Origin of the sequence: Streptomyces sp. MMG1121, from assembly GCF_001280015.1 — a bacterium.
Lineage (GTDB): Bacteria > Actinomycetota > Actinomycetes > Streptomycetales > Streptomycetaceae > Streptomyces.
Genome location: NZ_LGDV01000201.1, coordinates 86795 through 108634, shown reverse-complemented (window position 1 = coordinate 108634; position 21840 = coordinate 86795). Strand labels below are relative to the sequence as shown.

Sequence of the window (21840 nt, the reverse complement as noted above, 5' to 3'; positions counted from 1 at the left end):
AGGCGTGGACGCCCCCTTGACGTCGCACGACGCCGGATCGACACTCCAGGGAGGGAATCCTAGTGAACAGGTAGGGAAGTATGCCGCGCCTCGACACGGTCACCGGCCGCACGGGCCGCACGCCGTTGCGCGCACCCCTTCTGACCTCCCGCCGCCACATCGATCTGTTGCGCGTCTGCAGCGCGATCAGCCCGCGGCGCTGAGCCGGGCCCCGGCGCGCCCACCGGCCGACGACGTCCGTCGGCGCGCCCCTCGAACACGTCCACCACCAGGGGAGACGCATGTCCATCACTCCGCTCGCCGCCGTCCCGTCCGTCCACCGCGCCGCCCCCGTCTTCCGGGGCCGGATCGGCCGGGACGCGCGCAGTGGCCACTACGCCGTGCCCCACCGCTACCGGCTGCATCTGTCCACCGCGTGTCCCGACGGACTGCGCCTCGCCGTCGGACACGGCCTCCTCGGCCTGGACGGCGGCTGTCCGGTCACCTATCTGCCCGCCGTCCCGGACTGTCCCGGCGGCGGCCACGCGGCCCTGCGCCCGCTGTACGAGGCGAGCGCCCACCACTACACCGGCCCGGCCCTCGCCCCCGTCCTCAGCGACGACTGGTCCGGACGCATCGTCAGCACCCGTGCCCGCGACATCCTGCGCGACCTGGACCGCTTCCCCCACGAGGGCCGTACCGTGCTGTACCCGAGCGGACTGGAGTCCGTGATCGAGGCCGTGGAGCGGATGTGCGACGAGGGCATCGAGGAGGCCGCGCAGCGCGCCGGACGGGCGGGCACCGACCCGGTCGAACAGGCCGCCGCCCTGGAGGTGTTGCTCGACACGCTGGGCCGGCTGGAGAACCGGCTGGCGGGGGAGGAGTACCTCGTCGACGACGGGCTCACCGCCGCCGACGTCGAACTGTGGGTGACCCTGGTGCAGCTCGACACCGTCCACCGCTGCCACCTCGACGCCTCAGCCGTGCACCGTATCGCCGGCCACCGCGCCCTGTGGGCCTACGCCCGCCGGCTGGCCGCACACCCCGCCTTCGGCCGCCCCCTCGACCTCGACGGCATCTCCCGTCGCCACCACGGCCGTTGCCGGGGCCTGGAGGCCGCCGGAGCCGCCGTCCAGATCCTGGACTGGGCGGGCCACGCCGCCGACGCCGAGGACCCTTCCCGCAGGTGACATCGGGCCGCGAACGTCCAGGTAGCGGATAGCCGTTGACATGGGCACGGACGACAGCCTCAACTTACGGCCAGAACGGTCATGAGCGTCAACACCAAGCCCTGGCTCGCTGACCGGCAACCCTCGCATCGCGGTGGGGTGCCCCAGGTGACGACCGGACCGGAACGACGTATTTCGGTAAGCGCGAGGGCCCCGCGGGGCCGGAACGGTGACAGGTGACGCCATGGACGCGAGCCCCCGGACGGCCACGAGCCGCCCCCAGGGCCGCGTACCGTCGTACGCCCGCCTCCTCGTCGCCGACCGCGCCGTAGATCTGCTCCGGGTCAACAGCGCACTGTGTACCGCGCCGGGCGCTGCCCGGCGCCGGGGCTGACGCCCGCCTCCCGCCTCCCGCGTTCCTGACGCACACCGTCCCCCTGGTGTGCCGTCGTCCGCCCAGCCCCCGGTCCCGCGCGCCGCCGTGTGCCGCCACGTGCCGTAGTGCCGTCGCGGCCCGCGCCCGTTCGCCGTGGACCGGGGTGCCGACCTTGCCGGAGCCCGCCATGAGCGAACCCCCGGGCGCCGCCGTCTCCCCAGCCGAGCCGCCGGCCGCCGATTCACCGTCAAAGTCGCGCCGCCTACAACCTCTTCGACGAAGCGGTCGCGAAGAAGGAGATCAACCCGCCCGGCCTGCCGGCGACCCACACCCGACCATCCATCACCCACCGACTTCCCGGCCGCGTCGACAGCATTCACCCGCGCGCCGCCGCTCACGGATCGTGCGGGTGCGCTGCGCGGGAACAAGGGAAGCCGGTTGCGCGTTGTGCATCATGACGAGATCCACCGGGCGGCCGAGACGGCCCGCCGCGACCGAGGGACGGAGGTGACGGCCGTGACCCACGTACCGACGCCGTGCCTCCCGCAGCCGTACCGCTCCGTCCGCCTGCACTCCAGGCCGCACATAGATCTCCAGCGCGTGTCCGCCGCGCTCTGTCGCCACTGACCTTTCCCCCGCGCCCCTGGCTGCCGGCTCGCCAGGCCGTCCGGCCCCGGTCTCCCGCTGCCGCAGCTCGCCCCGCCGCCGCCCCGGGTCGCCAGCCGCTGTTCTCGTACGGACATCAAGGAAGGCACCGACGTGTCCTCAACTTCCGCATCCCCCCTGCATCTTGCCGTCGCACTGGACGGCACCGGCTGGCACCCCGCCTCCTGGCGCGAGCCGGTCGCCCGCCCCCGGGACCTGTTCAGCGCCGGCTACTGGGCCGACCTCGTCGCCGAGGCCGAGCGCGGCCTGATCGACTTCGTGACCATCGAGGACGGCCTGGGCCCGCAGTCCTCGCACCTCCTCGACCCCGACGAGCGCACCGACCAGGTACGCGGCCGGCTCGACGCGGTCCTCATCGCCTCCCGTGTCGCCCCGCTCACCCGCCACATAGGCCTGGTCCCGACCGTGGTGGCCACGCACACCGAGCCGTTCCACCTCTCCAAGGCCATCGCCACCCTCGACTACGTCAGCACCGGCCGCGCGGGCCTGCGCGTGCAGGTCAGCGGCCGGCCGGACGAGGCCGCCCACTTCGGCCGCCGTACCATCGGCCGGATCGAGGCCTACGACAGCCCGGCGGCGCGGGACATCGTCACCGAGCTGTTCGACGAGGCCGCCGACTACGTGGAGGTGGTCCGCCGGCTCTGGGACAGCTGGGAGGACGACGCCGAGATCCGGGACGCGGCGACCGGCCGCTTCATCGACCGGGACAAACTGCACTACATCGACTTCGAGGGCCGGCACTTCAGCGTCAAGGGCCCCTCGATCACACCCCGCCCGCCGCAGGGCCAGCCGCCGGTCACCGCACTCGCCCACCAGGGCGTCCCGTACCGGCTCCTCGCCCGCCAGGCCGACGTCGGCTACGTCACCCCGCACGACGCAGCGCAGGCCCGTGCGATCGTCGCCGAGATCCGCGCCGAACAGGAGGCGGCGGGCCGGGCCGATGACACCCTGCACCTCTTCGGCGACCTGGTCGTCTTCCTCGACGACAGCCGGGCCGAGGCCGAGGCCCGCCGCGACCGCCTCGACACGCTCGCCGGTGAGCCGTACACCGGTGACGCCCGGGTCTTCACCGGCACGGCCGCCCAACTCGCCGATCTTTGCGAGGAGTTGGCGTCGGCCGGGCTGGGCGGCTTCCGGCTGCGCCCCGCCGTCGCCGGGCACGACCTGCCCCGCGTCAGCCGTGACCTGGTGCCCGAACTCCGGCGCCGGGGCCGCTTCCGGCACGCCTACGAGGCGGACACGCTGCGCGGCCTGCTGGGCCTTGCCCGCCCCGCCAACCGCTACGCCGCCGCCGTATCAGCCTGAGCAGCCGGAGAGGACGACCGCACCCATGAGCAAGCCCCTGAAGCAGATCCACCTGGCCGCCCACTTCCCCGGGGTCAACAACACCACCGTGTGGAGCGACCCGGCCGCAGGCAGCCACATCGAGTTCAGCTCCTTCGCCCACTTCGCGCGCACCGCCGAACGCGCCAAGTTCGACTTCCTGTTCCTCGCCGAGGGCCTGCGCCTGCGAGAACAGGGCGGACGGATATACGACCTGGACGTGGTCGGCCGTCCGGACACCTTCACGGTGCTGGCCGCGCTGGCCGCCGTGACCGACCGGCTCGGGCTGACCGGCACCATCAACTCCACGTTCAACGAGCCGTACGAGGTGGCCCGCCAGTTCGCGAGCCTCGACCACCTCTCCGGCGGCCGCTCTGCCTGGAACGTGGTCACGTCCTGGGACGCCTTCACCGGCGAGAACTTCCGCCGCGGCGGCTTCCTGCCGCAGGAGGAGCGCTACTCCCGCGCCAAGGAGTTCCTCGCCACCACGAACGAACTCCTCGACTCCTGGCGCGGCGACGAGATCCTCGCCGACCGGACCACCGGCGCCTTCCTGCGGGACGCCAAGGCGGGCGCCTTCGTCCACCAGGGACAGCACTTCGACATCCACGGCCGCTTCAACGTGCCGCGCTCTCCGCAGGGCCGCCCGGTGATCTTCCAGGCGGGCGACTCCGACGAGGGCCGCGAGTTCGCCGCCGCCGGCGCGGACGCCATCTTCAGCAGGTACGCGACACTGCAGGAGGGCCAGGCCTTCTACACGGACGTCAAGGACCGCCTCGCCCGGTACGGCCGCCGGCCCGACCAACTGCTCATCCTGCCCGCCGCGACGTTCGTCCTCGGCGACAGTGACCAGGAGGCCGCCGACCTCGCCCGCGAGGTGCGCCGGCAGCAGGTCAGCGGTGCGACCGCCATCAAGCACCTGGAGTTCGTCTGGAACCGCGACCTGTCGGCCTACGACCCGGAGGGCCCGCTGCCCGACGTCGACCCCCTCGTGAGCGAGGAGCACATCTCCCGGGGCCGCGCCCAGGTGCGGATGTACCGGGACCCGATCGCCGTCGCCCGCGAATGGCGGCAGCTCGCCGAGGCCAACAAGTGGTCCATCCGCGACCTGGTCATCAACACCGGCAACCGGCAGACCTTCGTCGGCTCCGCGGCCACCGTCGCTCGGACCATCAACGACTTCGTGCAGGCCGACGCCTCCGACGGGTTCATCCTCGTCCCGCACATCACCCCCGGCGGCCTCGACACCTTCGCCGACCAGGTCGTACCCCTGCTCCAGGAACAGGGCGTGTTCCGCGCCGACTACGCGGGCACGACCCTGCGCGACCACCTCGGCCTCGCCCACCCGGACGCCCCCGCCACCGCCTCGCCCGACCGGGCCGCTTCGTGACGTTCCTCGCGCTCCGTGCGGACACACGGCCGCGGCCGCGGACGTCACCTCCCCCGTAGGTGACGTCCGCGGCGGCTCCCCCGGTGCCGGACAGTGGCTTTCGGCGTCCGTGCCTCACCAGCACATGACCGCTGTCTCCCCCGAACCCCAGGTCGAGTACAGGCGGACCCGGACGACGTAGCGGCGGCCCCTGACGAACCGGACCCGGACGGCGGCGTTGTCCGACCCGCCGCCGTCGTCGTGCCCCGCGAGGAAGCGCGGCACCCCGTCACGCTCCTCGAAGACCACGAGCACGGTGTCGGCGTCGCCGAAGGTGCCCACGGTGTAGTCGCGGGTCTCCGACGGCTCGACACCGAAATCGGCCTGCTCGCCCGGCCCGAGACCGAGTGGCGCCGAGCGGAACGGCACCAGCGCGGCCGGACCGGCCGGACCGGCCGGCGGATACCACCGCAGCACGAACTCCTTGTCGGCCGGGGACGGAGCACCGGACGGACGCAGCCCCCCGCGGTACTGCTCCGGCTCCAGCACCAGCCCCGGCCCGAACGGGAACGTCATGACCGACTGAGGGTCCCACACCGAGCCGCTCGCCTCACCGGCGTCCAGCGTGCGCAGGACGTTCGCGTCGGTCGTCTCCCGGCTCCAGTGGTTCGGCGGGCCCGCCAGCTCGGCGTACACGGCCTCGTCGTCCCAGTGGAGCCCGGCATACGGACTCTGGTGCTCGTGCGCCATGCCGAGCGCGTGCCCGATCACATGCAGGATCGTGCCGCGCTCCCCGGGCCCCGTGACATCCCATCCCAGGTTCATGGTGCGCTCGCCCCGGCCGACCGACAGCGCCTCCCGGCCGACCGCCGACCAGGAACCGCCGCCGCTCTGGAACCCGATCCGCAGCTCCGCCTCGTGCCGGTCGCCGACCTCGGCGAAGGTGACGCCGATGCCCAGCTCCTGCCACTCGCGCAGACAGTCGCGGACCGCCTCCCGCTGCTCCTCCGAGCCGGCCCACGGCACCCGGCGCAGCTCCCCGGCCCCGGGAACCGGGATCACGGAGGCGTCGCGGCCGTCGGTGTGGAAGTAGTAGTGCAGGACCGTGCCGTTGACCCACATCCGCCGCCCGGCGAGCAGCGCGCCCAGCCGCTCGGCCGTCAGCCCCGGTGCGAAGCACGGGGCCGGCCGCCGCGGTAGCGAACACAGGCGTCGGGTCATGGGCCCAGCGTGCCCGTCCGCCGCCGCCGGGCGCCTGAGTCGAAGGCTACTCAAGTCGCCCTGTATCAAACCTGAGTACGCGCGCTCCTGATGGTGTGAGGACTTACGAACAGGACGCGACGATGTTGGAGCTGCCCCGCCCGTTCGCCGGCCGGGCGGACGAACTGGAGCTGGTGCGCGGGTCATGGGCGGCCGGCCGGCACGGCATCGTGGTGACCGGACCGGCCGGCCACGGCAAGACCCGGCTGATCACGGAGGCGGTCCGGGGCACCGACCACGCCCGGGTGACCGGTACGCCCGAGGCCCGGGACCTGCCCTTCGCTGCGTTCGCGCACCTCCTGCCCGACGCCGTCTCGCCGCAGCGCGCCCTGCGCATCCTGTCCGGCGTACGGCTCCTGGTCGTGGACGACGCCCAGCTGCTGGACGAGGCCTCCGCGGCCCTCGTCCACCAGCTCGCCGTGCACGCCCGCACCCGGCTCGTCGTCGCCGCGGTGGACGGCGCGCCCACGCCCGGCGCGGTGTCCCGGCTGTGGACCGGCGAACTGCTGCCCCGGCTGGCCCTCCAGCCGCTGCCGTACGAGGACACCGCGCAGCTGCTCGCCATGGCCGGACTCGAACCGCTCACCGTGCGCCGCCTGCACGGTGTGTGCCGGGGCGATCTACGGCTGCTGCGCGACCTGGTGACCGCGCTCTGCGCGGGAGGCCGGCTGACCCCCGTCCCGGGCACCGGCGAACGGGCGTGGCGGGGCGCGCTGCCGGTCACCCCGGCCGTGCGCGAGCGGCTCGCCCCGGCACTGGAGCGCCCCGGCCCCGGCGAACGGGAGACGCTGGAACGCCTGGCGTTCGCCGAGCCGCTTCCGCTGGCGCTGGACGAACTCGATCTCGACGTCCTGGAACGCCTGGAGGCGGACGGGCTGATCCACGTCGACGACCAGGCGGCCGTGTCCCTCGCCCACCCCCTGCACGGCCCGGCCCTGCGCGCCACGACCGGCCGTCTGCGCGCCCGCCGCCTGACGAGTGCGCCCCGTGACGTCGGCCCGGCCCTGGAGGCCGAACAGCGGTCCCTGGTACGGCGGATCGAGCAACTGGACGTCCGGCCGGTGCCCGCCCCGGTGGGGGAGTGGCTGGTGGCGGAGGGCACGCCGGTCCCGGCCGGTTACGCCGCCGTCCGCGCCCGGTTCGCCCGGCTGCGGGGCGAGCTGCGGGACGCTGCCGCCTGGGCTCGGGAGGGGCTGCGGGAGGCGCCGGGTGACGCGTCCTGCCGCGCGGAACTCAGGCTCACCGATGGTGAGGTGGGCGATGGTGAGGAGCTGTACGCCCGGTACGACTCCGTACGCCTGGGTGAGCCGGGTCGGGTGGTCGGGCGGTTGCCGGAGGGAAGTGTGTTCGCCCGTCATGCCGAAGCGCTGACACGGGGTGACGGGGGCGAACTGGACGAGGCCGCGCAGGCGTTGGAGGAGCGCGGGTTCCTACTGTTCGCGGCCGAGGCGCATGCGCAGGCGGTGCGGGCGCACCGGGATCCGCGCGCCGCGCGGCTCTCCCGCACCCGGGCCGTCGCGCTCGCGCGCCGCTGCCAGGGGGCGCGGACGCCTGCACTGGCCTCGCTCGTACTGGGTGAACTGACCGCCCGGCAGCGGCAGATCGTGACCCTCGCCGCGGCGGGGCTCAGCAACCGGGAGATCGCCGAGAGGCTGACGTTGTCGGTGCGGACGGTGGGGAATCACCTGTACAGCGCCTACACCCGGCTGGGCACGGGGGACAGGGGAGCGTTGCCGTGGCTCGTCGAGTTGCCGGAGTGCGAGTCGGCATAGCGTCTGCCGGGTGCGGGCCCTTGCTACGCCGCACCAAATGCCGCAAACGCCCACCCCGTTGCCTGGTGGACCGGGTCGCCCGGCAGGGCCGCCCGGGCGTTGCGGAGGGCCTCGGCCAGGGAGAGGCCCGTGTCGAGGCCCTGGTGCAGGGCGAGCATCAGCGGGACCACCGCCGCGTCGTTGACCGGTGCGCTGCTCGCCACCACCCCGGCCGTGCCCAGCGGGAGCAACGCGGTGACCAGTCCGAGGAGTTCGTCGGCGCCGACCGAGGCGAGGCGGGCGGTGTCACAGCTGCAGAGGATGATCCGGTACGGGCTGCGGGCCAGGCGCTCGAAGTCGTGCACGATGAGCGGGCCGTCGGCCATCCGGAGGCTGCTGAACAACGGGCTGTCCGCACGGAACGTGCCGTGCGCCGCGAGGTGGGCGAGGGCCGCGCCGTCGAGGTGCTCCAGGACCCGGGGGACCTGGGCGTCCTCGCCCTCCAGGACCGTCGCCCTGCCGTCCCGGTGGGCCAGTTCGGGCACCTCCGCGCCGCCGGTGGCAAGGCCCGGGCCGCGTACCAGCACATGCCGCCCGCCCGGCGGCGGCTCGGTCTCGCGGGCCCGCAGCCAGCTGCCCGCCGACGGCGACACGCTGAGCACCCGCTCGCGCAGCGCGGGCAGCAGCGCCCACGGCACCCGGTGCAGCGCCCCCGGCGGCACGATCACCACGGGACCGTCGCCGAGATGCTGCGCCGCCCCGCCCAGCAGCAGTTCCTGAAGCCGTCGGCCGCCCGCCTCCACCAGGGGCAGCCGCGCCTCGGCGCCGGGGTGGGCGAGCCGTCGCAGGCCCGCCTGGACGTACTCCGCCTCGGCCATCGCTTCCGTCAGCGGGCCACCGTCGAACCGCCGTACCCGGCCCTGCCCGCACAGCAGGACGTGCACCCGCCCGTCCACCACGGCGAGTTCGACCAGGCGGGCGTCGCCGAGCCGGTCCAGCAGCCGGGCCACGTCGAAGCGGTCCTCCTCGTGGGCCCCGGCGCCGCGGATGTGGTGGGTGCGGGAGCGGATCTCCCGCTCCAAGCGCCGCTGTTCGCGCTCCAGGGCGGGCACCGGGCGGCCCTCCATCCGGGCCTCCTCCGCGCGGGCCGCTATCTCCCGGTAAGCGGTCAGACCGCTCAGCAGGGCCGGGTCGGCCGGCGGCCGGGTCGGTGGTGCCGACAGGACGGTGGCCCGCCAGCGCTCGCTCCACTCCAGCAGCCGCCGGGGGCCGCCCTGGTCGAGGCTCACCTCCTGGGCCAGCGCCGCCAGTTCGGCGCCCTGCGCGGTCGTGTGGGCCCGCAGCTCCGAGGCGCCCAGCGTCATCCGGTGGTCGTCCAGTACGTCCAGTCCGCGCCGGCAGGCCTCCAGCACCCCGCGCCGGGACCCGGCGGCGCGGGCCCTGAGCGCCTGTGCCGCCCAGCCCGTCACCCGGGCCGGCGGCGGGCCGCCGTACCGGCTGCGCGCGGCCACCGCCAAGTGCCGTTCCGCGTCCGCCCGCCAGCCCAGCGCGAGCGCGATCCGGCCCGCGAGCAGCGAGGCCTCCGGCGCGGCGGGCGAACCGAAGGAGGCCAGCTTCTCGGCGACCGCCGCCGCGTCCGCGACCAGCCGCCCCGAGCGGCGCCCGGCCGCCACCCGGGCCTCGATCAGCACCAGCCGGGCATGGGTCTCCCACCACATCCGCCGCTGGGCCGCGAACAGCCGTACGGCGACGGCGGCACGGGCGACGGCGGTGTGCGGGTCCCCGGCCGAGCGGGCGGCCCGCGCGGCGGCCAGCAGCAGTTCGGCCTTGCGGGTGGACTGCCCGCCGATCCGGTCCAGCAGCGCGATCGTCGCGTCCGCCTCGGCCAGCGCCTCCGGAGCCAGCCCGGCCGCCATCAGCACCTCGCAGCGCCGGATGGACAGCATGTAGGTGGGTGTGCCGAGTTTCGCGTACCGCTCCTCGGCCTCGTCCAGCAGGCGCAGGGCCACCGGGATGTCTCCGGACCGGAACGCGGCGAGTCCCCGGCTCTCCACCACGTCGGCCTTGTCGTGCTCCTGGCCCGTGGTCTCCCACAGCCGCTCCGCCGCCGTGAAGTCCGCGACCGCCCGGTCCACCGTGCCGAGCGCCAGATGCACGGTGGCCCGCAGGGTCAGCGCCCGCGCGGTCCAGATGTCGTCGCCGACCTGCCGCAGCACGGGCAGCGCCCGCCGTACGTCCTCCAGCGCCTCGCGGTGATGCCCCAGCACCCACCACACGTACGCCCGCCGGTACAGCACCCGGGCCCGGGTGTGTCCGGAGCCCCGGGCGACTCCCCGCTCGAAGGAGGTGAGCCCCTGTCGCGTGCGCCCCGCGTGCACCAGTGCGACCCCGAGTGTCGCGAGGACGTCCGCCTCCCGGTCGGCCGACTCGGCGCGCGCGGCCAGGTCCCGGGCCCGGCGCAGATGCCCCAGCGCGATCCGCAGGTCGCCGAAGTCCCGCTGCCAGATGCCGAGGACCTGGTGGGCGACACTGGCGTGCAGCGGCGGCGGTCCGGCTTGCAGCACCTGTTCCGCGCGCGCCCGGGCCTCGCCCGGGTCGGCGAAGACCAAGGGCAGCAATTCGGAAACTGACTCGCTTCCCGCTGTCACGTCTCGCATGGTAGTGGCCAGCTGTATCAGACGGTGGTCCCGCGACTCTCACTGTCGAACACCGTCTTGTCGGGGGAGGAGACACCATGGCACCACAGCGTTTCCACGAGCAGTTCGACCACATCCAGCGCACCATGCCGGACACCGCGCTGGCGATGGGCCCGTACGACGACGGCGACGCCCACTTCCTGTACGAGAAGGGCGTCGTCCTCGCCCGGGACGGCGAGGAGGCCCGCGTCGTCGAGGACACCGTGCGCGCCCACTTCACGGCGACCGCCGGGCTCGTGCCCGACCATGTGCGCCGGGACGGCCCGCAGACCAACCGCACCGGCGTCACCCGCATCCGGATCGGCGACCCCGCCGAGGGCGCCGACAGCGTGCCGTACGCCCTGGGCGCCCTGCGCGAGGCCGAAGTCCGCCAGGGCCGCCGGCTGGTGAGCCGCAACCACGTGGTGCACATCGCGGTCAACGCCTGCCCCGGCGACGAGCCGGTGCCCGTCGCCCGCACCCGGCCCGCCAACCCGGCCGTCGCCGAAGGCCGTTACGACGCCGACACGGCCGCGCGCGTCCTCGTGATCGACACCGGGCTCGTGCACGACCACGGCGCCTACCCGCCGCTCGCCCACACCACGGGCGACGTCCAGCCGGCCGAGACCGACGCCGACGGGGTGCTGCGCCAGTACGTCGGCCACGGCACGTTCATCGCCGGGATCCTCGCGGCCGTCGCACCCGACTCCGAGGTGACCGTCCGCAACACGCTGAGCGACGCGGGCGCGATCCTGGAATCGGAGTTCGGCGCCCGGCTCTTCGAGGCGGTCGACGAGGGCGGCTGGCCCGACATCATCAGCCTCTCCGCCGGCACCCCCACCGAGGGCGTCACCGACGGCCTCATCGGCCTGGACGCGTTCATGCGCGAACTGCGCGAGCAGCGCACGCTGCTGGTGGCCGCCGCCGGCAACAACTCCAGCCACGCCCCGTTCTGGCCCGCCGCCTACGCCGGTCTGCCCGAGTACGCGGACAGTGTCCTGTCGGTCGGCGCGCTGAGCGTGGACGGCGAGAGCGAGGCCTGCTTCAGCAACCACGGGCCATGGGTCCGGGTCTTCGCCCCCGGCGAGCGCCTCACCAGCGCCCTCACCGGCTTCGACACGCCCGTGCCGTACGTCTACCAGCACTCCACCTACGAGGCCTGCCGGTTCGACTACGACTACTCCTGTACGTGTCAGTTCCCGCGCCACACCGGCGTGTTGAGCGAGGGCCGGGAGAGCACCGGGGCCAAGCCGCACCAGGTGATGTTCGACGGACTCGCGCAGTGGAGCGGCACGTCCTTCGCCACGCCGGTCGTCGCGGGCCTCGTCGCCGCGCACATGACGGCGTACGGGGAGCGCGACCCGCGCGCCGCCCGCGACGGGCTGCTCGCGGCGGCCACCGCGGTCGCGGAGGTGCGCGGGGCGCGGGTCCCGGTGCTCAGGCCACCCACCTGGCGCCCCGCGCCGGTCGTCGCCCCGGCCGTGCCCGTATGAGGTCCGGGACGCTCCGCTCCACGGCGTACGATGACGTGCCGTACACGAGGGGTGGAGCCGTGGACCGTACAGAGGTCGGGGCGTTGGTCCAGTCCGCCGTCGACGGGGACGCCGCGGCCTGGAAGGCGCTGGTGGAAGGGATGAGTCCGCTGGTGTGGTCGGTGGTGCGCGCCCACCGGCTCTCGGACGCCGACGCCCATGAGGTCTACCAGACCGTGTGGTTCCGTTTCGCCCAGCATCTGGGGCGGATCCGTGAACCCGACAAGACCGGGTCCTGGCTGGCCAGCACGGCGCGGCACGAGTGCCTGAAGGTGCTCAAGAGCCTGACGCGGCTGACCCTGACGGACGACCCGCAGGTGCTGGACCGGGCCAGCGACGACCGGACACCGGAGGAGTCACTGATCGACTCGGAGGAGGCGGCGGACCGTGCCGAGCGGGTGCGCCGCCTGTGGCAGGAGCTGGACGGGATGGGCGAGCGCTGCCGGCAGCTGCTGCGCGTGCTGGTCGCCTCCCCGCCGCCCAGCTACGTGGAGATCTCGGCCGCGCTCGGTATCGCGGTCGGCAGTATCGGGCCCCTGCGCCAGCGCTGTCTGCGCCGGCTGCGGGCCCGGATGGACGCACGGGGTGCGGTATGAGCGGTGACGACGGCAACGGCGCGCCCCAGGAGGGCGCGGGCGACGGCGAGTTCGTGGAGGCGCTGTTGGAGGAGGAGCTGCGGCAGGCGGCCGCCGTCCTGGACCCGGTCCCGGACGCGTTGCGCCAACTGGCGCTGGAAGCCTACGCGTTGCACGACCTGGACGCCCGGATCGCCGAGCTGACCTTCGACTCGCTCGTCGACGCGCTGCCGGTCAGGGGGGTCGCGGACCCGCCGCGGATGCTGACGTTCCGGGCGGGCGAGGTGACCGTCGACGTCGAGGTCACCGAGGACGGGCTGATGGGCCAGGTGCTGCCGCCGCTGTCGGCGCGCGTCGAGGTGCTCGGCGGCCCCCAGGCCGTCCGCCCGGTCACGGTCGACACCCTCGGCCGCTTCACCAGCGACACACCTCCGGCCGGCCCGTTCGCCCTCAGGCTGCGGACCGGCGCGGAGGTGATCGTCACGGAGTGGCTGCGGGCCTGAATCCGGTCAGGCGGACCAGGTGACGGGCAGCGTGCGCGGGCCGCGGATCATCGTCCGGTGCCGCCAGGCCACCTGCTCCGCCGGCACGGCGAGCCGTAGCCCGGGCAGCCGGTCCAGCAGCGTGTCCACCAGCAACTCGGTCTGCAGCCGGGCCAGGACCGTGCCGGTGCAGAAGTGCGGGCCGTTGCCGAACGCCACGTGCGGGTTCGGCTCGCGGTCGGGGTCGATGCGGTCCGGTTCCGGGAAGACGGCCGGGTCGCGGTTGGCGGCGAGGTAGGAGACGTACACCGGCTCGCCCGCGGTGATCCGGTGGCCGGCGATCTCCACGTCCTCCAGCGCGATCCGGGCGAGCCCGACCGAGCTGCGGTGCGGGATCCACCGGAACAGCTCGTCCAGCACCGGCCCGCGCGCCTCGGGACGGGCCCGCATCCGCTCCATCAGCTCCGGCCGGGTCAGCATCAGATACAGCATCTGCCCGCAGTTGTGCGTGACGGCCTCGCCGCCGATCTGCAGCGGGCCGGCCAGCCCGACGGCCTCCTCCTCGCGGATCTCGCCGCGCGCCACGGCCCCGCCGAGCATCGCGTACACGTCCTCGCCCGGATCCTCGGCCCGGGACCGGATGGTCGCGGTGATCCACCCGTACAGGCCCTCCTTGGCCCGGCCGGCCGCCTCGGCCCCGTTGGTGGAGATGATCTCCCGGGTCCAGGCGTGCACCCGCTCCCGGTCCGCGGCGGGCACGCCCATCACCTCGCTGACGACGGTGAGCGGGAACGGCTCCAGCACCCGCTCGATCAGGTCGGCGGGCGGCCCCTGGCGTACGACGCCGTCCACCAGCTCGTCCAGGATCGCCTGGGCGCGGGGCCGCAGGCGCTTCATGGCGCTCACCGTGAAGGCGCCGGCGACGGGTTTGCGCAGCCGGTTGTGGTCGGGCTGGTCGGCCCAGGCGAGCGAGCCGGGGCGGGGCGCGAAGTTCGGCGCCATACGCGTGACCTGACGGTGCGTCACTTCGGTACGGCTGAACCGCGGGTCGTTGGTGATCAGCTTCACGTCGTCGTAGCGGGTCGCCAGCCACGCCCAGCCCTCGCCGAACGGCAGCCGGATCCGGGTCAGCGGACCCTCGCGCATGAGGCCGGCCAGGGCCGGGTCGAAGTCCGTCCCGTCCAGATCGGGTGTGGACCAGTCCCGCACGGGCGGCGGGGCCTGGCCGGTGAGCGTGGTCTCCTCGGTCATGCCCTCCACCCTGGTACGACGGCCTCCGGCTGTCCTGCGGGAGTGCGCCAGGTGGGGGCGGGGCCGCCCGGTGGGGCGCTGCTCAGAGCATGTCCACGAGTGCGGCCAGTGCTGCGGCCAGCCGCTCCAGTCCCGGTCCCGCCGGGCCGCCCGGCTCCGTCATGTAGGTGTCCCGGCGGATCTCCACCATCAGGGCGGTGACCCGGGCGTCGGTGCCGTAGAACTCCAGCGGTACGTACGTCCCCGCGAACGGGCTGTCCAGGCCGGTCTCCCCGCAGCCCGCGAACGCCTCGCGGGCGGCCTCGGCCAGCTTCGGCGGGGTGTGGAAGGCGTCCGTGCCCAGGCACACCGCGGGGCGCGGGCCGGTGCCGTGCAGCTCGTAGGGCAGCGGCGCCGTCGGATAGGAGTGCACGTCGATGATCACGGCCCGTCCGGCCGCGGCCAGCCGCCCCGCCACCGCCTCGGTCATGGCCCGCGCGTACGGCCGGAAGCAGCGCTCCAGCAGCGGCTCCGGATCGGTGTCCGCGCGCCGCAGCTCGCCCCGGTGCGTGGTCCGCGTGTACACGGCGCCCATCCCGACGGCCGCCATCTCCTCGCGCTCGTCCGGGAACCGCTCCGGGTCCACGACCAGCCGGGACAGCCGGTTCACGAACCTCCAGGGGGTGAGCCCGGCCAACTCCGCCGCCCGCTCGGCGAGTTCGTCGGTGTGCGCGTCCGTGATGTGATCCAGCTCCCGCTCCAGCCCGGCATCGTCCAGCACGATCCCGGCGCGCACGTCCCCGGGTACGGCCCGCGCCGAGTGCGGTACGTGCAGCAGCACGGGCGAGTCGGGGGCGCCGGGAAGGAGGTCGTACGGGTTCACGGGCTGCTCCGGAGGGGTCGGCGGTGACGTCAGGGATCACGTTGTCACACCGCGGTCCCCGTACGGCGAACAGCTCCGCCCCGGCCGTGAGTCACCGGCCGGGGCGGAGTCAGAGGGTCGGCTCGGGCGCCGTACCCCTTAGGCGAGGGACGCCAGCGCCTCGTTCCAGGTGGCCGACGGGCGCATGACCGCGTCCGCCTTGGCCTTGTCGACCTGGTAGTAGCCGCCGATGTCAGCCGGGGAGCCCTGGACGGCGTTCAGCTCGTCCACGATCTTCTGCTCGTCGGCCGCGAGGGCCTCGGCGAACGGCGCGAACGCCTTGGCCAGGTCGGCGTCGTCGGTCTGCTGGGCCAGCTCCTGCGCCCAGTACAGGGACAGGTAGAAGTGGCTGCCGCGGTTGTCGATGCCGCCGACGCGACGGGTCGGGGACTTGTCCTCGTTGAGGAAGGTCGCCGTGGCGCGGTCGAGGGTGTCGGCGAGGACCTTGGCGCGGGTGTTGCCGGTGGCCTCGGCGTACTGCTCGAAGGACGGCACCAGGGCGAAGAACTCGCCGAGGGAGTCCCAGCGCAGGTAGTTCTCCTTGACGAGCTGCTGGACGTGCTTGGGCGCGGAGCCGCCGGCGCCCGTCTCGAACAGGCCGCCGCCCGCCATCAGCGGGACGACCGACAGCATCTTGGCGCTGGTGCCCAGCTCCAGGATCGGGAAGAGGTCGGTCAGGTAGTCGCGCAGCACGTTGCCGGTCACCGAGATGGTGTTGTCGCCGCGGCGGATGCGCTCCACCGACAGCTTGGTGGCCTCGACCGGGGAGAGGATCTTGATGTCCAGGCCCTCGGTGTCGTGCTCCGGCAGGTACCGCTCGACCTTGGCGATCAGGTTGGCGTCGTGCGCGCGGCCCTCGTCCAGCCAGAACACGGCCGGGTCGCCGGTGGCGCGGGCGCGGGTGACGGCCAGCTTGACCCAGTCGCGGATCGGGTCGTCCTTGGTCTGGCAGGCGCGGAAGATGTCGCCCTCGCCGACCGGCTGCTCGATCAGCACGGTGCCGGTCCGGTCGGTCACGCGGACCGTGCCGGCGGCCGCGATCTCGAAGGTCTTGTCGTGGGAGCCGTACTCCTCGGCCTTCTGCGCCATCAGGCCGACGTTCGGGACCGAGCCCATCGTGGACGGGTCGTAGGCGCCGTTGGCCCGGCAGTCGTCGAGGACGGCCTGGTAGACACCGGCGTAGGAGGAGTCCGGGATGACGGCGAGGGTGTCGTGCTCCTGGCCGTCCGGGCCCCACATGTGGCCGGAGGTGCGGATCATCGCCGGCATGGAGGCGTCGACGATGACGTCCGAGGGGACGTGCAGGTTGGTGATGCCCTTGTCGGAGTCGACCATGGCCAGCTCCGGGCCCTCGGTCAGCTCGGCGTCGAAGGAGGCCTTGATCTCGGCGCCCTCGGGCAGGTTCTCCAGGCCCTTGAGGATGCCGCCGAGGCCGTCGTTCGGGGTGAGACCGGCGGCCTTCAGGGTCGCGCCGTACCGCGCGAACGTCTTCGGGAAGAAGGCGCGCACCACGTGACCGAAGATGATCGGGTCGGAGACCTTCATCATCGTGGCCTTCAGGTGCACGGAGAACAGCACGCCGTCCTGCTTGGCGCGGGCCACCTGCGCGGCGAGGAACGTCTCCAGCTCGGCGACGCGCATGACGGAGGCGTCGACGACCTCGTCCTTCAGTACCGGTACGGACTCGCGCAGCACCGTGGTGGTGCCGTCGGCGGCGACCAGCTCGATCTTCAGCGCGCCGTCCTCGGCGATGACGACCGACTTCTCGGTGGAGCGGAAGTCGTTCTCGCCCATCGTCGCCACGTTGGTCTTGGACTCGGCGGTCCAGGCGCCCATGCGGTGCGGGTGGGCCTTGGCGTAGTTCTTCACCGAGGCCGGGGCGCGGCGGTCGGAGTTGCCCTCACGCAGCACCGGGTTGACGGCGGAGCCCTTGACCTTGTCGTAGCGGGCGCGGATCTCGCGCTCCTCGTCGGTCTTCGGGTCGTCCGGGTAGTCCGGGAGCGCGTAGCCCTTGCCCTGCAGCTCGGCGACCGCGGCCTTCAGCTGCGGGATGGACGCCGAGATGTTCGGCAGCTTGACGATGTTGGCCGCGGGGGTCTTGGCCAGCTCGCCCAGCTCGGCCAGCGCGTCGGCGATGCGCTGGTCCTCGTTCAGGTACTCCGGGAAGTGGGCGATGATGCGCCCGGCCAGCGAGATGTCGCGCGTCGTGACCGGCACACCGGCCTGCGAGGCGTACGCCTGGATCACCGGCAGGAACGAATGCGTCGCCAGGGCCGGGGCCTCGTCTGTGTAGGTGTAGATGATGGTCGAGTCAGTCACCGGGTGCTCCGCTCCACGTCTGCAACATTGCTCGACATCAAGATATCTCGTGATGGGGGTCGGCTCGACAGGGGTCCCGACGCGGAATCCCCCGCGTCGGGTGCCAGGGGTGGCCGGGCGGCCACCCTGTGTCGTCGGACCAGGTCAGCGGCCCGCCGGTCGCCCGGGCTCTGCCACGGCCTCCGGGAGAACGTCGGTTCCGCCCCGCTGCTGCGGAATCACCGCCGCCCCCTGCTGCAGTGCCACCGTGCGGGCCGGGGCCGGGATGCGGATGCCCTCGGCGAGGTAGCGGCGGTGCAGGCGCTTGATGAATTCGTGTTTGATCCGGTACTGGTCGCTGAACTCGCCGACGCCGAGGATCACCGTGAAACCGATGCGGGAGTCGCCGAAGGTGTGGAAACGGACGGCGGGCTCGTGGTCGGGCACGGCACCGTCGATGTCGTGCATGACCTCCGCGACGACCTGGGCCGTGACCCGCTCGACGTGCTCCAGGTCCGAGTCGTAGCCGACGCCCACCTGCACCAGCACCGTCAGCCGCTGCTCGGGGCGCGTGTAGTTGGTCATGTTGGCCTTGGCGAGCTGGCCGTTGGGGATGACCACCAGGTTGTTCGACAGCTGGCGGACCGTCGTCTGGCGCCAGTTGATGTCCACGACATAGCCCTCCTCGCCGCTGCTCAGCCGGATGTAGTCGCCCGGCTGGACGGTCTTGGAGGCCAGGATGTGGACGCCCGCGAAGAGGTTGGCCAGCGTGTCCTGGAGGGCGAGGGCCACCGCCAGGCCGCCGACGCCGAGGGCGGTCAGCAGGGGTGCGATGGAGATGCCGAGCGTCTGCAGGACGACCAGGAAGCCGATCGCGAGGACCAGGATGCGGGTGATGTTGACGAAGATGGTCGCCGAACCCGCCACGCCCGAGCGGGACTGGGTGACCGTCCGGACCAGACCGGCGATCACCCGGGCCGCCGACAGGGTCACCACGAAGATCAGCCAGACCTGGAGGATCTGGTTCGTGTGGTGCTGGACCGCCCGGGTCAGCGGCAGCACCGCCGCGGCCGCCGCCGCGCCGCCCGCAATCGCCGCCCAGGGCACGACCGAGCGCAGCGCGTCCACGATGACGTCGTCGCCGCTCCACTTGGTCCGCTTGGCGTGGCCCGCCAGCCAGCGCAGCAGCGTGCGGGAGAGGAAGGCGAGCAGCAGGCCCGCCGCGATGGCGATACCGGCGAGGACGAGGTCGTCCAGGGTCAGCGCGCGGTTCACCGGTCACCTCCGGGGCCCACGCCGGCTGCGGAGTTGCGAAGTCTCGTCACGTTGTCACCTGCTCGAAGTGCGGGATGTGCGATCGCGCCGGCCGGAGGAACCCCGGTGACCGGCGCGATCGTTCATCCTGCCGTATCCGGAACACCAGTTCGCACCCGGACCGGCGGTGCAGGCGGCCCGCTCAGACGATGCCCTCCGCGAGTTCGGCCTGGTCGCGGTCGTCGCCGTAGGCGGCGGCGGTGGGCGTGCCGTACGAACGGCGGGCGACGTACCACCAGATGCTCGCGAGCAGCAGGACGACGGCGAGGGCCACCGAGGCGTAGTTCATCGAGTCCACCGTGACCGGCGAGGCCTGCGGCAGGCAGAACAGTACGGTCACACAGGCCACCCAGATCACCGCGATCCAGCCGATCGGCCTGCTCCAGCGGCCCAGATGCCAGGGCCCGGGCCGGAAGCGGTCGCCGGCGCGCAACCGCAGCAGCACGGGGATGGCGTAGGCGGGCGTGATGCCGATGACGTTGATGGCGGTCACCGCGTTGTACGCCGTCGCCGAGTACAGCGACGGCAGCGCGAGGACGCAGGCCACGACGACGGCCAGCCAGACGGCGGCGACCGGCGTCTGGGTGCGGCCGCTCACCTTGCGCCACAGGTGCGAGCCGGGCAGCGCCCCGTCCCGGCTGAACGCGAACACCATCCGGCTGGCCGCCGCGACCTCGGCGTTGCCGCAGAACAGCTGGGCGGTGATCACGACCAGGAGCAGGGCGCTCGCGCCGTCGGTGCCCAGCCCGTCGAGGAGGATCTGGGCGGGCGGCACCCCGGTGCCGGTGGTGCGCGTGGCGTCGTAGTCCTGGATGGCGAAGGTCAGGCCGGCGAGCAGGACGAAGCCGGCGATCCAGGACACCCAGATGGACCGCACGATGCCGCGCGCCGCGGACACCGAGGCCTGCGAGGTCTCCTCGGACAGATGGGCGGAGGCGTCGTAGCCGGAGAAGGTGTACTGCGCGAGCAGCAGGCCGACGGCCGCCACGTAGAGCGGGTTGTGCCAGCCGGTCTCGTTGACGAACTTCGTGAAGACGAAGGACGCCGACTGGTGGTGGTCGGGGACGATCGCGAGCGCGCCGACGATGAGCGCGACGCCGGCCAGATGCCACCACACGCTGATCGAGTTGAGCAGGCTGACCAGGCGGACCCCGAACAGGTTCAGCACCGCGTGCAGCAGCAGGATGGCGCAGAAGATCAGCATGGTCTTGCCGGGCGTCGGCTCGAAGCCCCACTGGAGGTTCGCGAACGCGCCGGTGAACAGGGCGGCGCCGTAGTCGATGCCGGCGATCGCGCCGAGCAGACCGAGCAGGTTCAGCCAGCCCGTGTACCAGCCCCAGCGTCGGCCGCCGAGCCGGTCGGCCATGTAGTACAGCGCGCCGGAGGTCGGATAGGCGCTGGTGACCTCGGCGAGCGAGAGACCGACGCACAGCACGAACAGGCCGACGCCCGCCCAGCCCCACAGCATCACGGCGGGACCGCCGGTGTTCAGGCCGAAGCCGTACAGGGTCATGCAGCCGGACAGGATCGAGATCACCGAGAAGCTGATCGCGAAGTTGCCGAAGCCGCCCATACGGCGGGCCAGCACCGGCCGGTAGCCGAGTTCGCGCAGACGTTGCTCCTCGTCCTGCTGGGGCAGGCCCGGCGCGGGCGAGGGATCGGGGGTGGCGGACATGCGGGGGAAACCTCCGGGTCAACGGACTGGTGAAGGTGGGGCGTTCAGGGGCGGGAGCCGTCCGCGGCGGCCCGGCAGCGCTCCCGGGCCTGCACGAAGACCTCCACGGCGCGGTCGCGGTCGGGCGTGCGGTACATCCAGGGCGGGGGTGTGAAGTACGGGCCGATCGCCTCGAACACCCGGGCGGCGTCGGGGAATCGGAGCGATCCCCACAGGGCGTGGGCCACGTGGTTGAGGTCCAGCAGCGAGCGTTCGCCGCGGTGGGTGTGCTCGAACCAGGAGTGCAGGGCGCGCCCCGCCTCGCGGGCCGCGTCCTCCGCCACCCAGTGCAGGTCGAGCGCCGCGTCGTGCCCACTGTCGCGCCGGTAGCGCTCGACCCGGACGTACAGCGGCAGCACGTGCAGGGCGGAGCCGGCCGGGGCCTGACCGGCGGCCCACTGGGCGTAGCCGGAGGCCTCCGCGAGCCGGCCCGTGCCGCCGCGCGCGTAGAGGAACTGGAGCATCCGGTGGTGGGCCTCGCGGTTGAACGGGTCGCGCTTGTGGGCCTCGGCCAGCAGGCCCCAGGGGCCCGGCGGCAGCATCGGCTCGGGCGCGGCCGCCCGGTGCTCCTCCCAGCGCTGTTCCGGGTCCAGCTGGGCCAGCGCCAGCAGACACACCCAGGGCACCGGGTCCTGCGGGACGGTACGGGTGGCGGACTGGGCGGCGTCCCAGGCCTCGATCCACAACTCGTGGGTACGGAGATGCCGTTCACGCTGGGCGCGAAGGGCCCGCTCCACCCCGATCCGGGCGTGCATCACCATGGCGTGGGGGCTGTCCGGCTCCTCCGTGAGCCAGGCGCGCACCACGTCGGTGCCGGCCGCCGCCGCCGCGAGAACCTGGGTCCGCTGGGTCCACTGCCACCAGTTCGCGGTGTCCGCGAGCAGGGTGCGCATGGCCATCCAGCGGCCGGTGCGCAGATCCTGCAGCGCGGTGCGCAGGGCCTGGTCGGGTCCGGCCGGGTCGTAGGAGGGGCGTGCTCCTTCTCTGGCCATCAGCCGTCGGCCCCGGGCCACTGGCGCACGGGCGAGGTGGCGGGGTGGCGTAGCAACTGCTCTCCTGTGGGCGGGAATCGAGAACGCGGTGCGCTGGTCGGCGGTCACTATAGAGGGGGAGGTTGCGCCTTGCCATTGTTGCCAACTCAAGTATTTATTCAGGCAAGTTGAATGACCAACCGTGCTTGACGCCGGATGCGGCGTGACGGCAGG

General features: G+C 73.2%; 18 protein-coding genes and 1 riboswitch. Of the genes, 10 read left to right on the top strand and 8 right to left on the bottom strand.

The window, feature by feature from the left end:
* Positions 1 to 80 precede the first annotated feature (80 nt).
* The 6 genes from ADK64_RS48710 to ADK64_RS25525 all read left to right on the top strand — a co-directional run bounded on the left by ADK64_RS48710 (position 81) and on the right by ADK64_RS25525 (position 4903).
* Positions 81 to 203, top strand: coding sequence for a putative leader peptide (locus ADK64_RS48710; RefSeq protein ID WP_324614437.1), 123 nt, complete (start codon positions 81 to 83; stop codon positions 201 to 203).
* Between the two features lie 78 nt (positions 204 to 281).
* The gene (locus ADK64_RS25540) at positions 282 to 1169 is read left to right on the top strand and encodes a glutathione S-transferase C-terminal domain-containing protein (RefSeq protein ID WP_053662317.1); all 888 of its coding nucleotides are present in this window, start codon (positions 282 to 284) and stop codon (positions 1167 to 1169) included.
* 77 nt (positions 1170 to 1246) lie between these two features.
* Positions 1247 to 1359, top strand: a riboswitch (SAM riboswitch).
* 33 nt (positions 1360 to 1392) lie between these two features.
* Positions 1393 to 1542 (top strand): hypothetical protein, encoded by a 150-nt coding sequence (locus tag ADK64_RS46110; RefSeq protein WP_159046330.1) that lies wholly within the window; start codon positions 1393 to 1395, stop codon positions 1540 to 1542.
* 135 nt (positions 1543 to 1677) lie between these two features.
* Positions 1678 to 2151 (top strand): putative leader peptide, encoded by a 474-nt coding sequence (locus ADK64_RS49105; RefSeq protein WP_420713034.1) that lies wholly within the window; start codon positions 1678 to 1680, stop codon positions 2149 to 2151.
* A gap of 132 nt (positions 2152 to 2283) precedes the next feature.
* Positions 2284 to 3495, top strand: coding sequence for an LLM class flavin-dependent oxidoreductase (locus ADK64_RS25530; protein ID WP_053662313.1), 1212 nt, complete (start codon positions 2284 to 2286; stop codon positions 3493 to 3495).
* Between the two features lie 25 nt (positions 3496 to 3520).
* Positions 3521 to 4903 carry an NtaA/DmoA family FMN-dependent monooxygenase gene (locus ADK64_RS25525; protein ID WP_053662311.1) on the top strand — a complete coding sequence of 461 codons (1383 nt, stop codon included), beginning with the start codon at positions 3521 to 3523 and terminating at the stop codon, positions 4901 to 4903.
* Between the two features lie 114 nt (positions 4904 to 5017).
* Here ADK64_RS25525 and ADK64_RS25520 read toward each other — a convergent pair whose 3' ends face one another.
* Positions 5018 to 6103, bottom strand: a complete 1086-nt coding sequence (locus tag ADK64_RS25520; protein ID WP_053662308.1) for a M12 family metallopeptidase — start codon at positions 6101 to 6103, stop codon at positions 5018 to 5020.
* Positions 6104 to 6225: 122 nt separating this feature from the next.
* On the opposite strand from ADK64_RS25520, the gene ADK64_RS25515 reads away from it, so the two are divergent.
* The gene (locus ADK64_RS25515; RefSeq protein ID WP_234384700.1) at positions 6226 to 7914 is read left to right on the top strand and encodes a helix-turn-helix transcriptional regulator; all 1689 of its coding nucleotides are present in this window, start codon (positions 6226 to 6228) and stop codon (positions 7912 to 7914) included.
* A gap of 23 nt (positions 7915 to 7937) precedes the next feature.
* Here the strand turns inward: ADK64_RS25515 and ADK64_RS25510 are convergent, their stop codons facing one another.
* Entirely contained in the window at positions 7938 to 10541 is a 2604-nt protein-coding gene (locus ADK64_RS25510; protein WP_053662793.1) for a CHAT domain-containing protein, read from the bottom strand.
* Between the two features lie 86 nt (positions 10542 to 10627).
* Between ADK64_RS25510 and ADK64_RS25505 the strand changes: the two genes are divergently transcribed.
* From ADK64_RS25505 to ADK64_RS25495, 3 genes are read left to right on the top strand one after another with little or no spacing between them, the layout of a single operon-like run.
* On the top strand, positions 10628 to 12061 hold the full coding sequence (locus ADK64_RS25505; protein ID WP_053662304.1) for a S8 family peptidase: 1434 nt from the start codon (positions 10628 to 10630) through the stop codon (positions 12059 to 12061).
* Complete coding sequence (locus ADK64_RS25500; RefSeq protein ID WP_199829709.1) at positions 12058 to 12696, top strand: RNA polymerase sigma factor; 639 nt, start codon at positions 12058 to 12060, stop codon at positions 12694 to 12696. Before ADK64_RS25505 ends, ADK64_RS25500 begins: the two co-directional genes overlap by 4 nt.
* Positions 12693 to 13178, top strand: a complete 486-nt coding sequence (locus ADK64_RS25495; RefSeq protein ID WP_053662300.1) for a hypothetical protein — start codon at positions 12693 to 12695, stop codon at positions 13176 to 13178. Before ADK64_RS25500 ends, ADK64_RS25495 begins: the two co-directional genes overlap by 4 nt.
* Positions 13179 to 13184: 6 nt before the next feature.
* Here the strand turns inward: ADK64_RS25495 and ADK64_RS25490 are convergent, their stop codons facing one another.
* The 6 genes from ADK64_RS25490 to ADK64_RS25465 all read right to left on the bottom strand — a co-directional run bounded on the left by ADK64_RS25490 (position 13185) and on the right by ADK64_RS25465 (position 21627).
* The gene (locus tag ADK64_RS25490) at positions 13185 to 14408 is read right to left on the bottom strand and encodes a cytochrome P450 (RefSeq protein WP_053662298.1); all 1224 of its coding nucleotides are present in this window, start codon (positions 14406 to 14408) and stop codon (positions 13185 to 13187) included.
* Positions 14409 to 14490: 82 nt separating this feature from the next.
* Positions 14491 to 15270 (bottom strand): N-formylglutamate amidohydrolase, encoded by a 780-nt coding sequence (locus ADK64_RS25485; protein ID WP_107093078.1) that lies wholly within the window; start codon positions 15268 to 15270, stop codon positions 14491 to 14493.
* Between the two features lie 138 nt (positions 15271 to 15408).
* Positions 15409 to 17628, bottom strand: a complete 2220-nt coding sequence (locus tag ADK64_RS25480; RefSeq protein WP_053662294.1) for an NADP-dependent isocitrate dehydrogenase — start codon at positions 17626 to 17628, stop codon at positions 15409 to 15411.
* A 144-nt stretch (positions 17629 to 17772) separates the two neighbouring features.
* Positions 17773 to 18882 carry a mechanosensitive ion channel family protein gene (locus ADK64_RS25475; RefSeq protein ID WP_053662292.1) on the bottom strand — a complete coding sequence of 370 codons (1110 nt, stop codon included), beginning with the start codon at positions 18880 to 18882 and terminating at the stop codon, positions 17773 to 17775.
* Positions 18883 to 19063: 181 nt separating this feature from the next.
* Entirely contained in the window at positions 19064 to 20596 is a 1533-nt protein-coding gene (locus tag ADK64_RS25470; protein WP_053662290.1) for an amino acid permease, read from the bottom strand.
* Between the two features lie 44 nt (positions 20597 to 20640).
* Positions 20641 to 21627 carry a hypothetical protein gene (locus tag ADK64_RS25465; RefSeq protein WP_199829708.1) on the bottom strand — a complete coding sequence of 329 codons (987 nt, stop codon included), beginning with the start codon at positions 21625 to 21627 and terminating at the stop codon, positions 20641 to 20643.
* Positions 21628 to 21840 lie beyond the last annotated feature (213 nt).